The sequence below is a fragment of the Nocardia crassostreae genome (genome assembly GCF_001613405.1).
GTDB classification, from domain to species: domain Bacteria; phylum Actinomycetota; class Actinomycetes; order Mycobacteriales; family Mycobacteriaceae; genus Nocardia; species Nocardia crassostreae.
In genome coordinates this window covers 79821-93466 of sequence record NZ_BDCH01000001.1, presented here as the reverse complement: position 1 = coordinate 93466, position 13646 = coordinate 79821, and the positions used below count along the sequence as shown (strand labels likewise).

Genomic DNA, 13646 nt, shown 5'->3' with positions numbered 1-13646 from the left:
TGATAATGCCTGGAATCGGCAGGTCAGAGCCCGGTGGTTGCCAAGAAGTCACACAAGAAGTTATTGATCCGTTAGAATCGCATGTCACATATTTCGGCCGTCATGGACGCAATTTCTCGGCCAGCCGCAATTTCTCGGCCAGCCGCAGTTCTCGGCCAGCCGCAGTTCTCGGCCAGCCGCAGTTCTCGGCCAGCTCTGTCTGTCGAGCCCAGCGTGCGATCGTGGAGGCTCGTGGATGGCGCGTGGCTTGGGCCAGTTTGGAAAGTGAGTGGGAGATGCGTGACGCCGCTAGGTCCGGCAGCACACGGCGCTGGGCGCTGAGCAACTGGGACCTGCGATGGAAGGTGACGGCAGTTCTGGCCGTCCCGCTGTTGGTCGCGGTCGCGCTCGGTGCGTCGAGGATCTCGGCGGAATTCGCCGAGTCGAGCCGGTACAGGACGGCAGTCGAGCACGTCGGGGTCATCCCGGCGATCACCGGTCTGTCCGCGGCCGACTCACAGGTGGCCTCCGGTCAGTCGATCATGTTGTCACCGACCCAGTCGATGACCTCCGAACCGGAACTGGCGGCCCTCGACACCGCCATCGCGTTCGCCGAGAAGGCCGCTCCCAAGTTGAGCGATATCCCGAGCGCGCGCTCCGCCATCGACGAGATGATCATCGGCGCCAAGTCGATCCGGGCCAGCGGTCTGGCGCCGACCAAGACGGTGGCCGATGCCACCGCCGCCATCGAGCGCATTCGAGGCAATAGCGTCCGCACCGTGGAGAGCATCGTGTCCACGGTCGCCGACAAGACCGTGGACCAGTACAAGCTGCGCCTGGTCGACTCGCTCAACACCCGTGTGGTCACGGTCAGCGAGATCGCGGGCGTGGCCGAGGCGCTACGCGGCAATACCAAGGACGGTCTGCGCGACTTCCAGGTCGGCGCGGCCACCGAACGCCACATGCTCAGCGTGCTCGCGCATCGCTTCGACGATGCCGACAAGACCATTGCCGAACTGAACCAGCTGGTCGACACCCGATTGCAGCTGACCTCCGGGCCGCAGGCCGCCTCCGGTTCATTGCCGATCTCCGAGCTGAAGGATTCGCTCGAACAGAGCATCAATCGCTATCAGGGCATCGTGAACGACTCCACCCGCGACATCGTGGACCGGGTGAACAGCCTCGCGAGCACCTCGCGCTCCGACGCCATCCGCCACGCGGTCATCGTGGTCGCCACCATTCTCGGCGCGCTGGCCCTGGCCGTTCTCATTGCGCGCGCCATGATCGTGCCGCTGCGCCGGCTGCGTCTGGCCGCGCTGCGCGTCGCCGAATACGACCTCGGTCAAGAGGTTTCCGCGCTGCGTGACGGCGCCGATCCCGAAGACGTGCCGCTGGAAGCGATGCCGGTGCACACCGAGGAGGAGATCGGTCAGCTGGCCCGCGCCGTCGACGACATCCACGGTCAGGCGCTGCGCCTGGCCGCCGACCAGGCCGCCATGCGTACCCAGGTCAACGACATGTTCGAGACCCTGGCGCGGCGCTCCAAGTCCCTCGTCGACCACCAGCTCTCGCTCATCGAGGCCATGGAGTACGACGAGAAGGACCCGCGCCTGCTCGAAAACCTCTTCCCCCTCGACCATCTCGCCGCGCGTATGCGGCGAAACGGCGATAACCTGCTGATTCGGGCCGGTACCAAACAGCGCCGGTCCAAGTCCGCCCCCGTCGAGATCGCGGACGTGCTGCGCGCCGCCATCTCCGAGGTGGAGGACTACGAACGCGTGAAGCTGGGCGCCACCCCGCGCGGCTCCCTGACCGAACCGGCCGCCTCCGACCTCGCGCATCTGTTCGCCGAGCTCCTGGACAACGCGCTGCGTGCTTCGCCCCCGGAGACGGATGTGAAGTTCACCTTCGCGCAGGCGCACGATCAGGGTCTGCTCATCGAGGTCGCCGACCGCGGTATCGGTATGCCGCCCGCGGAAATGGCCGAGATCAACCGTCGTCTGGAGAGCACCGTCGAGGTCGGCCCGGACACCGCCCGCCACATGGGTCTGTTCGTGGTCGGTCGGCTCGCGGAACGGCACGGCCTGACCGTGCGGCTGCGGCCGACCTTCGATACCGCGCGCGATCCGGGCGTCACCGTGACGGTGCACGTGCCCAAGCCGCTCATTGTCGGCACCGGCGGGCCCATCTCGGTGCCGCCGCAGCCGAATGCGCAGCAGCCCGCTCCGCAGGGCCCGGCGCCGCAGGGCGCGGGCGCGGCGGCCGGTGCGGGCGCCTCCATGCAGATGCGGGCGGTCACCCGCACCGCGACCGGCAATGTCATGGTCACCGTGGATCCCGGTGGGAGCGGGCCGATTCCGGCCGGTTCCGCACCGGCGGCGGCCAGTGCCGCCACCGGTTTGCCGCAGCGCCAGCCGGGTGCGGCGGCGCCGAGCGTCGGATTGCCGACGCGGCAGCCGGGCGTCAACGGCCCGACCGTCAAGCACACCGTGGCCACCCCGGGCGTATCCAGACCGGGTGGGCTACCCCAGCGGGATCCAGGCCAGCACGGTCCGGCCGGGCCGGGCGCCCAGCCGGGCGCGAATCTGCCGCAGCGCGCACCGGGCGAGGGTCCGGCGCAGCCGCGTGGCGGACTGGCCGCTAATATGCTCAAGCGCCAGGGCGGGGGCGGCCCGGTGCCGCCGCGTCCAGGTGCGCCCGGTGGTCCGGGTGAGGGATTGCCGCAGCGGGATTCGGGTCCGACCCAGCGCGGTCCGGTTCCGCCGCAGCGGGATTCGGCCGCCGGGCCGAGTGGTCTGCCGACCCGGCGGCCCGGCGCCAATGGCGCGCCGTCGCGGGAGCCGGGTCTCGGCCAGCCGCAGCGGTCCGCATCGGGCGGTTTGCCGCAGCGCGGCGGAGCCGATGGCGGTCTGCCGCAGCGTGAGCCGGGCAAGAACGGTGCGCCGCAGCGCGGCGCCGCGGAAACCGGGCTGAACGGCGGCCCGCAGCCGCCGCAGCGCGGTGGCGCGGACAGTGGTCTGCCGCCGCGTGATGTGGGTCTGCCGCAGCGCGGTGTGAGCGAGTCCGGTAAGCACGGCCTGCCGCAGCGGGACGCCGGTGCGACCGGTATTCCGCAGCGGGATTCGGCCGGTGGCGGCCTGCCGCGTCGTGCGCCGGGCAGCAATGGCGCGCCTGCGCCGGGTGGTCTCCCGTCACGTGATCCGTCCGGCGGTGGCTTGCCGTCGCGCGATGGACTGCCGCCGCGGGGTCCGGCCAATGGTTTGCCGCAGCGTGATGGTGGTCTGCCGCAGCGGGATGGTGGTCTGCCGCAGCGGGATGGTGGTTTGCCGCAGCGGGATCCGTCGGTCGGTCTGCCGCGGCGCGAGCCCGGTGCGGGTCTGCCGCCGCGTCCGGCTCCGCTGCCGGGCATCGGGTTGCCGCCGAGCGAGCCCGCGGGTGATCCCAAGGATCGCGGTCGGCACAGCTTCCGCTCGAATCCGCAGGAGGCGGCCTCGTTCTTCCAGACCCGGCTGCAGCCGGCCGGGGAGGCCGAGTCGTCCATGGGCACGCCGATTTTCGCCGAGATGATGTCGGCGTGGCTGTCGGATCCGAATGCGGACCGGTCCCAGGTGGCCGCCTCCTTCGAATCACCTGGCGATGAGGGCTGGCAGGCTGCGCGGCGTGCCATCGAGTCCACGCCGGAGAAGCGGACCGCGGAGGGGCTCCCGCAGCGTGACCCGGGCAACCGCCTCGTGCCTGGCGGTGTGAACGGAAACGCTGACAAGGCACCCTCTCGCGACCCAGAATCCATCAGGTCAAGTCTGAGTCGTCACCAGCAGGGCGTCCGGGATGGCCGCGCAATGAAAGCTATGAACCTAACCGGAGATAAAGGAGACCGATGAACCCCGATCTAGGTGGTACGAAGCGACAGCTGGATTGGCTGGTTTCGAACTTCGCCAATGAGGTTCCCGGCGTTGCGCACGCGGTTCTGGTGTCGGCCGACGGCCTGCTGATGGCCGCGAGCGCGCAGCTGCCGGTGGACCGCGCCGAACAGCTGTCCGCCGTGACCGCGGGGCTCGCGAGCCTCTCGGTCGGCGTATCCAATCTGTTCGAAGGCGGCACCGTGCTGCAGTCGGTACCTTGCAGTCCTGACCAATACGTCCTGCGACATCGGCCAGGTGGGATACGAAATGGCATTGTTGGTCGAGCGAGTGGGCCAGACCGTTCAGGCCACACCTCGCGTCACGATGGGTTCCTGATGGCGGGATGGACATAGACAACGAACGCGTTGGGAGCGCCGAGCCCAGTCTCGTACGCCCGTATTCCCTGACCGCCGGTCGCACGCGGCCGAAGGTGGAATTGGCGTTGGAAGCGCTCGTCGCATCGCATCCGGTCGCCCTCGAGCGGCAGTTCGAACTCACCAACATCGAGACGTCAATCGTGGAGTTGTGCAGAGAATCGCCGTCTGTCGCCGAGGTCGCCGCGCGCCTGGGTATCCCCATCGGGGTGGCCCGGGTGCTGGTCGCTGATCTGATCGAAGCCGGACATGTGCGGGTTTCGGCGACATTGAAAGACGATTCCAGCGACGATGAACGTCGCGAGCTGATCGAAAGGGTTCTCAGTGGACTCCGGCGTATTTGATTCGACGACACAGGTCGATACGCGCACCAGCAAGCCCACGTCGGCCAAGATCGTTGTGGCCGGTGGCTTCGGTGTGGGCAAGACGACCCTGGTAGGTGCCGTCTCGGAGATCGTTCCGCTGCGCACCGAAGCTCTGGTGACCAATGCCAGTGTCGGCGTGGACTCCCTGACCGGTGTTCCGTCGAAGGCCACCACCACGGTGGCCATGGACTTCGGCAGTATCAGCCTGGCCGATGATCTGGTGCTGTACCTGTTCGGTACTCCGGGTCAGTACCGCTTCTGGTTCATGTGGGACGACCTCATCCGCGGCGCCATCGGCGCGGTGGTGCTGGTCGACACCCGCCGGTTGGAGGACAGTTTCGCGGCCGTGGACTACTTCGAGGCGCGGAACCTACCCTTCCTGGTGGCCATCAACGAGTTCGACGATGCGCCGCGCTATCCGGTGGAGGACATTCGGCAGGCCCTGGCCATTCCGGCGGATGTGCCGATCATGTCGATCGACGCGCGGCGCCGGGAACCGGTGAAGCAGGCGCTGGTCGCGGTCACCGAGTACGCGCTGCGCAAGGTCGTGCAGGGCTACTAGGGCGGCGGCACTCCGTACACGGCCCGGCGTTGTCCGCAGCAACGTCGGGGCCGTTAAGCTCGCGCCGTGAAAATCTCGGCGCGGGAGTTACTCGGCGAATTGCTCGATCCCGGTTCCTTCCAGAGCTGGGATCGACCGCCGGTACCCGTCGACGCCTCCCCGTCCTATGCGGCGGAGTTGCGGGCGGCCGCGGTGGCGGCGGGCACCGATGAGTCGGTGCTCACCGGTCGGGGTCTGCTGCGCGGGCGCCCGGTCGCCGTCATCGCCTGTGAATTCGCCTTCCTCGCGGGCTCGATCGGTGTCGCGGCCGCCGAACGCATCGTCTCGGCCGTGGAGCGCGCCACCGAACTGGGCCTGCCCCTGATCGCCTCACCGACCTCCGGTGGCACCCGAATGCAAGAGGGAACAGTCGCTTTCGTGCAGATGGTGAAGGTCGCGGGCGCCATTGCCGCGCACAAGTCCGCGGGCAATCCCTATCTCGTCTATCTCCGCAACCCCACCATGGGCGGCGTCTTCGCCTCCTGGGGTTCGCTGGGGCACATGACATTCGCCGAGCCGGGCGCGCTGATCGGATTTCTGGGGCCGCGCGTCTACAAGGCGCTCTATGGCCGCGACTTCCCCGAGGGCGTCCAGACGGCCGAAAACCTGTACCGCAGTGGCGTTATCGACGGTGTCGTCCCGATCTCGGTCTTCCGCCGCATCGCCCACCGCGCCCTGAACGTGCTGTGCGACGCTCCCCAATCCTTGCCGGACAGGGAAAAGGAAAGGGATCCACGCGAATTCGATCGCGGCGTCGGCATCTTCGAATCGGGCCACGAACTCTACGGTCCCGCCCTGCGGGAGAGCGACGATCTGCCCGCCTGGCAGTCGGTGCTCATCTCCCGCCGCGCCGATCGGCCCGGTATTCGGGAACTGCTCCGCCATGCCACCGATCGAGTTCCCTTGTCCGGCACCGGACAAGGCGAGGCCGACCGCACCGTGGTCCACGCCTTGGCGCGCCTGCGCGGTCAGCCCTGCATCATCTTCGGCCACGACCGCGCCGGGCAGTCCACGGACCTGACCATGGGTCCGGCGGCCCTGCGCGAGGCCCGCCGGGCCATGCATCTGGCCGCCGAGCTGCGCATTCCCCTGGTTCTGGTCATCGACACCATGGGCGCGTCCCTGTCGCGGGAGGCGGAGGAGCGCGGCCTGGCTCCCGAGATCGCCCGCTGCCTGGCCGATCTCGTCACCCTGGACACGCCGACGGTCTCCATCCTGCTGGGCCAGGGCAGTGGCGGTGGCGCGCTGGCGCTGCTCCCGGCCGACCGGGTGCTCGCGGCCGCCAATGGCTGGCTCGCACCGCTGCCGCCCGAGGGCGCCAGCGTCATCGTCCACCGCGACACCATGCACGGCCCGCATCTGGCTGCGGCACAACGCATTCGCTCGGTCGACCTGCAGGAGGACGGCATTGTCGACCGCATCGTCCCCGAATATCCCGACGCCGCCGACGAACCGGTGGACTTCGCCCTGCGCATGGTCGCGGCCATTGCCCGCGAGGTGGCGGCCCTGACCGCCGAACCGGCCGCCGACCTGCTCGCGGCCCGCCACCGGCGCTACCGCCGCCTCGGCTTGCCGGGCGGCTGAGCCATCGGCCATATCGCGAGTAGTTGCCGAGGGATAACCAACAATCACATGCAGCCTTCAGAGTCCGCGACCAAGACAGGCGGACGACGAACCGGCATGGTCGTTGACCACACGGCAAACCGCTTCTACGGTCGAAACGGTGACCTACAGGAGTGAAACGAGCCCCATCCCGTCCATCGTTCTGAACGACGGGCAGGTGATGCCCAAGCTCGGGTTCGGCGTGTTCCAGGTCGCCGCCGACGTGGCGGTGAATACCGTGGCGACGGCGCTGCAGGTCGGCTATCGCAGCATCGATACCGCCGCCGTCTATCGCAACGAAGCGGAAACGGGCCGCGCGATCAGCGAATCGGGCCTGCCGCGCGACGAGATCTTCGTCACCACCAAGGTATGGAACGACCACCAGGGCTACGACGCCACCCTGCGCGCCTTCGACGAGAGCATGAAGCTGCTGGGACTGGACCACCTGGATCTGTACCTCATCCACTGGCCGATCGCCCAGGCCAATCTCTACGTGGACACCTTCCGGGCGTTGCAGGCCCTGAAGTCGCAGGGCCGCATCACCTCCATCGGCGTCTCCAACTTCCAGCGCCCCCACCTCGAGCGCATCATCGCCGAAACCGGTGAAACCCCGGTCGTGAACCAGATCGAACTCCACCCCTACCTATCCCAGCCCGACCTCCGCGCCTTCCACGCCGAACACGGCATCGCCACCGAAGCTTGGAGCCCCCTCGGCCAGGGCGCCGAACTCACCGATCCGGTCATCACCGCCATCGCTGCCGAAACCGGCCGCACCCCCGCCCAGGTCATCCTCCGCTGGCACATGCAACTGGGCAACGTGGCCATCCCGAAATCCATCACCCCCTCCCGCATCGCCGAGAACTTCGAGGTCTTCGACTTCGAACTCACCGGAGACCAGATGGCCCGAATCCACGCCCTGGACAAGGGAACCCGCATCGGACCGGATCCCGATACCTTCATGGCAGGCGCCCCGGTCTAAGGAAACGCAGTCGACCTATCCCATACCCAGGTAGGCGGTGAGTTCAACGGCGGCGGCGCGTCCGGCGCGGTTGGCGCCGATGGTGCTGGCCGACGGGCCGTAGCCGATGAGGTGGATGCGGGGGTCGGCTGCCACCTGGGTTGCGAGGCGGCCGGTCATGGTGATGCCGCCGCCGGGGCCGCGCAGGCGGAGGGGGCCAGGTGGTCGAGGGCGCTGGGAAAGCCGGTGCACCAGAGGATGACGTCGGCGCGCTGGAAGGTGTTGTCGGGCCAGCGGATTCCGGCGGGTTCGATGTGGTCGAACATGGGGTGGCGGTCGAGGGCGCCGCGGGCGCGGGCGGCGCGGACGCGGGCGTCTTCGAGGAGGCCGGTGACGGAGACGACGGAGCCGGGCGGGAGGCCGCGGCGGACGCGGTCCTCGACGATGGCCACGGCGGCGCGGCCGTTCTCGGGGGCGAATTCGCCGGTGCGGAAGACGGGTTCGCGGCGGGTCACCCAGGTGGTCGTGGTGACCTTCGAGATTTCGTCGAGGAGCTGGACGGCGGTGATGCCGCCGCCGACCACGACGACGTGCTTGCCCTCGAATTCCGTTGCGGTGCGGTAGTCGTGGGCGTGCAGCTGGCGTCCGGCGAGGGTTTCCGCGCCCCGGTAATAAGGAATGAAGGGCTTGTCCCAGGTGCCGGTGGCATTGACCAGTCCGCGCACGCGCACGGGGGTGTCGGTGGTGGCGGCGGGCTTCAGTTCGGCGTGCAGCAGGCCGTCGACGGCCTCGCCGGGGCAGGTGGCGGGGGTGGCGCGGTCGCAGACCACGGTGACCGATTCGGGCCGGTGCACGCGTAGGTCGAATTCCTTCTCGTACAACGCGAAGTAGTGCGGGACCGCCGTCGCCGCCTGCGCGTTCTCCGATCCGGGCGGCAAGGTTTCCGCGAACGACATGCCGGGGAGATCGTGGACCCGGTTGACGGTGCTCAATGTCAAGGACGGCCAGCGGAACTGCCACGCGCCGCCGGGCGCGGGGGAGTGATCGACGATGAGGAAATCCCGTTCGGGCGCGAGGCCGAGTCGGTGCAGGTGGTAGCCGACCGAGAGTCCGGCCTGGCCCGCGCCTATGACGAGGATGTCGACATCGGGTGTTGCTGTCACCGTCCCGACATTACGCACGCTTAGAGTGAAGATGACCTTGGGTACGCAGCACACAGTGGGGAAGGACAGATGCTCGGAGTAAGCCGTGATGGTGATGTGGTCACCATCGAATTGCAGCGCCCGCAGCGCCGGAATGCGCTGAACGAAGAGCTGGTCGGGCTGTTGCGGACGGCATTGACCGAGGCCGCGGAGTCGGCGCGGGTGATCGTGCTGACGGGACAGGGGCCATTGTTCAGCGCGGGCGCGGATCTGGACGGGGTGTACTCGGACACCTTCCTGGGCGGTCTGCTGGGCATGTTGCGGACCATCGAAACGGTGCCGGTGTCGGTGATCTCCGCCATAAACGGCGGCGCGCTGGGCGCGGGGGTGCAGCTGGCGCTGGCCTCGGATCTGCGGGTGATGAGCCCGGACTCCTATGTCGGCATTCCGGCCGCGAAACTCGGTATCTCCGTTGATCGTTGGACGGTACGGCGGTTGTCGTCACTGATCGGTCCCGGACCGGCGCGCACGATTCTGCTGGGCGCGGAGCGGGTGTCGGCCCAGGACGCCTACGCCTTCGGTTTCGCCAACCGGATCGGCAGCCTGGCCGACGCCCAGGCCTGGGCCAAGCAGATCGCCGAACTCGCGCCGCTGTCGCTGCGGCACATGAAGCTGGTGTTCAACGACGACGGCACCCGCGGAGCGGACACCCCCGAACAGAGCGCGGCCCTGGCGGCGGCCTGGAGCAGCGCGGACGCACAGGAGGCGCGGATGGCACGGCAGGAGAAGCGCGCCGCGAGGTTCACCGGCCGATGAACGGGAAGCGCATGGCCGCGAATTCGCGGAGACTGGTGGGTATGGCTGCGGGTGCGTTTGGAATCGGCTGGGTGGTGCGGGCCGCGTGGGGGATCCCGTCGGCCATGGGTGCGTCCATATCGGCCATCGCGCCGACCGCCATGGGCGCCACCACCTACCGCAAGGGCCAGTTCCACAACACCGAGCCGAGCGCCCAGATCACGCCGGGTTCGGGTCTGGGGCTGCTGTACCAGCTGGTGACCCAGCGCAATGCGGGCCGCCCGCCCGGCCCTATTCCGCTGGAGACGCCCGCGCAGCCGGAACACGCCGCCGATCTGGCGGTCACCTGGTACGGCCATGCCAGCTGCCTGGTCGAAGTGGACGGCTACCGGGTGCTCACCGATCCAGTGTGGAGCGACCGCGTTTCACCCTCGCCGCTGGTGGGCCCGGCCCGCCTGCATCCGGTGCCGACGCCCCTGGCGGCGCTGCCGCCGGTGGATGTCGTGCTCATCTCACACGACCACTACGACCACCTGGACCGCGAGACCGTGGACGAGCTGGTGCGCACCCAGGACGCGGTCTTCATCGTGCCGATCGGCATCGGCGCGCATTTGCGGCACTGGCAGGTGCCGGTCGAGCGGATTGTCGAATTGGATTGGGGCGCTTCGATTTCCCTGTCCGAACTGGAGCGCGCCCGCCCGGACGGCACCGATCTGGTGATCACCTGTTCGGAGGCCAGGCACTTCTCCGGCCGCGGCCTGGTGCGCAACACCACGCTGTGGGCGTCGTGGTCCATCGCCGGTCCGACACGCCGGGTGTATTTCGGCGGCGACACCGGCGACACCGGCTACACCAAGGCCTTCGCCGAAGCGGGCGCGCGACTCGGCCCGTTCGATCTCACCCTGCTGCCCATCGGGGCCTACGATCGGCACTGGCCGGACGTGCACATGAATCCCGAGGAAGCGGTGCGCGCACACGCCGACCTGTGTGTCGGCGATCCGGGGCACGGCCTGCTGGTGCCGATCCACTGGGCGACCTTCAACCTTGCCTTCCACGGCTGGTCGGAACCGGTCCGCCGATTGGTCGCGGCGGCGGGCGAGGCGGACACGCGAATCGCCGTGCCGAAGCCCGGACAGCGGATCGACCCGATTGGCCTCCCGCCTCGAGATACGTGGTGGGAAGATGTTCGCCAGTGACCGAGGACCAGGAGTGAAGGAGTAGGACTGTGAGTCTGATTGACACGCTCAAGGGTTTGGTCGGCAAGGGCAAGGACGTGGCGGCCCAAAACGCCGAGAAGATAGAACAGGCGGTCGACAAGGCCGGCACGTTCATCGATGAGAAGACGGGGCACAAGTACTCCGACAAGATCGAGAAGGGTAAGGAAGCGGCCAAGAACGCCATTCCGACCGAGCAGGCCGCGGATGCCGCGCCCGCCCCGGCCGAGGCGGCGGCCGAGCCCGCCCCGGAACCCGCTCCGGAGCCGGAGCCCGCACCCGAACCCGCGCCCGCTCCCGAGGAGGGGCAGCAGCCACCGGCCTGATTTCACCGGCCGTACCGGGCCGTTCAGGTTCCGGCGGATACCCTCCGCCGGTGACCCGAACGGCCCGTTGGTTTTTCGGAACCGCGGACGTGCCCGATGTCGCCGACTCCTCGCTCTAGACTGGTTCTATGGGGTCCCGGAGGAATTTCGGGGGGATCGAGGTTGGGCTGACCAACCTCGACAAGGTGCTGTATCCGGCGACCGGGACCACCAAGGGCGAGGTCATCGACTATTTCACCGCCATTGCCCCGGCGCTGCTGCCGCATATCGCGCAGCGGCCGGTGACGCGCAAGCGGTGGCCGAACGGGGTGGAGGAGACCTCGTTCTTCGAGAAGAATCTGGCCGATCACGCGCCGAAATGGCTGGCGCGGCGCAGCGTTGAACACTCCGACCGGACGGTTGTGTATCCGCTCATCGATTCGGTGGCCGGTATGGCGTGGCTCGGGCAGCAGGCGGCGCTGGAACTGCATGTGCCGCAATGGCGTTTCGACGGCGCCGAAATGGGGCCCATAACGCGCCTGGTCTTCGATCTGGATCCCGGGCCGGGAGCCGGACTGGCCCAGTGCGCCGAGGTGGCGCTCATCCTGCGCGATGTGGTGCGCGATGTCGGCCTCGACGCCTATCCGGTGACCAGCGGTTCCAAGGGGATTCATATTTATGTGCCCCTCGACCGGCGGCTCGGGCCGAACGGCGCGTCGGCGGTGGCCAAACAGGTGGCGACGAATCTGCAACAGTTGCGGCCGGAACTGGTGACCGCTACCATGGCCAAATCGGCGCGCGGGGGGAAGGTCTTCCTGGACTGGAGCCAGAACAATCCGGCCAAGACCACCATCGCGCCGTACTCCCTGCGCGGGCGGACCGAGCCGTGGGTGGCCGCGCCGCGCGACTGGTCGGAGATCGAACAGTCGAAGAAGTTGCGGCACTTGCACTTCGAGGACGTGCTACGGCGGTGGGAGCAGGACGGGGACCTGCTCGCCGGGCTCGACGAGGCGCCGCCGGACCGGCTCGAGAAGTACCGCTCCATGCGCGACCCCGAACGCACCCCGGAACCGGTGCCGGTCGTAACGCCCGCGCCGAGCGCCGGGAATCGCTATGTGGTGCAAGAACATCGGGCCCGGCGGCTGCACTACGACCTGCGGTTGGAGCGCGACGGCGTGCTGGTGTCGTGGGCGGTGCCCAAGGGGCCGCCGACCGATACCCACGAGAATCGGCTCGCGGTGCACACCGAGGATCATCCGCTCAAGTATCTGGAGTTCCGCGGCACCATTCCGAAGGGGCAGTACGGCGCCGGGGAAATGACCATCTGGGATACCGGCACCTACGAGACCGAGAAGTGGCGCGACGACGAGGTCATCGTGCGGCTGCACGGGGAACGACTGGATAGGCGGTACGCGCTGATCCAGACCAATGGCAACCAGTGGCTGATGCACCTGATGAAGGATCAGCGACCGGCGGAGCAGGAAGGCAATGGAGCACAACGGAGTTCGCCCCCGAGGAGCGATGCGCCGCTACCGCACGGTCTCACCCCCATGCTCGCCACGCCCGGTGATGTCTCGACCCTCGATGCCGAGCACTGGGCCTTCGAAACCAAATGGGACGGCTTTCGGCTGATCGCCGAAATCGAGGACGGCGGAGTGACTTTGCGCAGTCGCAAGGGCCTCGTGGTGACGGGAAAGTATCCGGGTGTGGCCCGCCTCGGCGCGGAACTGTCCGGACATCGCGTTGTGCTGGACGGCGAGGCGGTGGTCTTCGACGATCACGGCGCCGCGAATCTAGTTCTGCTGCACGAGAATTCGGGCCGGGCGATCTTCCTCGCCTTCGATGTGCTCTATCTGGACGGCACCTCGCTGGTGCGCAAGCGCTACGACGACCGGCGGCGGGTGCTGGAAGCCCTGGCGGGGCGGGCATCCTCGCTCATCGTGCCGCCGCGTCTGGACGGCTCCGGCGCGGCGGCCCTGCGCTACAGCCAGGAGCACGGTATGGAGGGCGTGGTCGCCAAGCGCCGGGATTCCATCTATCTGCCCGGCCGCCGCGGCCAATCCTGGATCAAGACGCGCAATTGGCGCACCCTGTCGGTGGTGGTCGGCGGCTACCGCAGATCCGAACTACGGCAGTTCGCTTCGCTACTGGTGGGCGTCCCGCACGAGGACGGGCTCTACTATCTGGGCCGGGTCGGGACCGGTTTCAGCGAACAGGAGATGAGCGAGCTGGCCGCGCGGCTGCGCCGCCTGGAACGCAAGACCAGCCCGTTCGACAATGAACTCACCGCCGACGAGCGCAAGGACGCCGTCTGGGTGAGCCCGAAACTCACCGGCACGGTGCGGTTCATGAACTGGACCGAGGGCGGGCGGCTCTGGCATCCCGCCTGGATTCCCGCCTCGGACTGAG

At 68.3% G+C, this 13646-nt stretch carries 11 protein-coding genes and 1 pseudogene; 10 read left to right on the top strand and 2 right to left on the bottom strand.

Annotation, left to right across the window (positions count from 1 at the left end; all coding sequences use genetic code 11):
- Positions 1-275: 275 nt before the first annotated feature.
- The 6 genes and pseudogenes from NC4_RS00405 (at position 276) to NC4_RS00380 (ending at position 7802) form a co-directional block, all read left to right on the top strand.
- Positions 276-3860: a HAMP domain-containing sensor histidine kinase gene (locus NC4_RS00405; RefSeq protein WP_084528312.1), complete on the top strand. Its 3585-nt coding sequence runs from the start codon at positions 276-278 to the stop codon at positions 3858-3860.
- Positions 3857-4217 (top strand): annotated as a pseudogene (locus tag NC4_RS38570) (roadblock/LC7 domain-containing protein). The gene NC4_RS00405 and the pseudogene NC4_RS38570 overlap by 4 nt, the downstream one beginning before the upstream one ends.
- A 7-nt stretch (positions 4218-4224) precedes the next feature.
- Positions 4225-4599 (top strand): DUF742 domain-containing protein, encoded by a 375-nt coding sequence (locus NC4_RS00395; protein ID WP_067531005.1) that lies wholly within the window; start codon positions 4225-4227, stop codon positions 4597-4599.
- Complete coding sequence (locus NC4_RS00390; RefSeq protein WP_174566810.1) at positions 4580-5182, top strand: GTP-binding protein; 603 nt, start codon at positions 4580-4582, stop codon at positions 5180-5182. The genes NC4_RS00395 and NC4_RS00390 overlap by 20 nt, the downstream gene beginning before the upstream one ends.
- Positions 5183-5248: 66 nt before the next feature.
- The gene (locus NC4_RS00385; RefSeq protein ID WP_067531003.1) at positions 5249-6805 is read left to right on the top strand and encodes an acetyl-coenzyme A carboxylase carboxyl transferase subunits beta/alpha; all 1557 of its coding nucleotides are present in this window, start codon (positions 5249-5251) and stop codon (positions 6803-6805) included.
- Between the two features lie 139 nt (positions 6806-6944).
- A complete protein-coding gene (locus NC4_RS00380; RefSeq protein ID WP_281186205.1) occupies positions 6945-7802 on the top strand; it encodes an aldo/keto reductase in 858 nt (285 codons plus the stop codon).
- 15 nt (positions 7803-7817) lie between these two features.
- Here the strand turns inward: NC4_RS00380 and NC4_RS45025 are convergent, their stop codons facing one another.
- Entirely contained in the window at positions 7818-7961 is a 144-nt protein-coding gene (locus NC4_RS45025; RefSeq protein ID WP_439957462.1) for a hypothetical protein, read from the bottom strand.
- Entirely contained in the window at positions 7958-8944 is a 987-nt protein-coding gene (locus tag NC4_RS00375; protein ID WP_439957461.1) for an FAD-dependent oxidoreductase, read from the bottom strand. Before NC4_RS00375 ends, NC4_RS45025 begins: the two co-directional genes overlap by 4 nt.
- Positions 8945-9013: 69 nt before the next feature.
- Here NC4_RS00375 and NC4_RS00370 point away from each other — a divergent pair, with 69 nt between their 5' ends.
- The 4 genes from NC4_RS00370 to NC4_RS00355 all read left to right on the top strand — a co-directional run bounded on the left by NC4_RS00370 (position 9014) and on the right by NC4_RS00355 (position 13645).
- Positions 9014-9739 (top strand): enoyl-CoA hydratase, encoded by a 726-nt coding sequence (locus NC4_RS00370; protein ID WP_067531001.1) that lies wholly within the window; start codon positions 9014-9016, stop codon positions 9737-9739.
- Between the two features lie 11 nt (positions 9740-9750).
- A complete protein-coding gene (locus NC4_RS00365) occupies positions 9751-10914 on the top strand; it encodes an MBL fold metallo-hydrolase (RefSeq protein ID WP_084528322.1) in 1164 nt (387 codons plus the stop codon).
- 29 nt (positions 10915-10943) lie between these two features.
- On the top strand, positions 10944-11258 hold the full coding sequence (locus tag NC4_RS41415) for an antitoxin (protein ID WP_067530999.1): 315 nt from the start codon (positions 10944-10946) through the stop codon (positions 11256-11258).
- A gap of 128 nt (positions 11259-11386) precedes the next feature.
- On the top strand, positions 11387-13645 hold the full coding sequence (locus tag NC4_RS00355; RefSeq protein ID WP_067530997.1) for an ATP-dependent DNA ligase: 2259 nt from the start codon (positions 11387-11389) through the stop codon (positions 13643-13645).
- Position 13646: the final 1 nt, after the last annotated feature.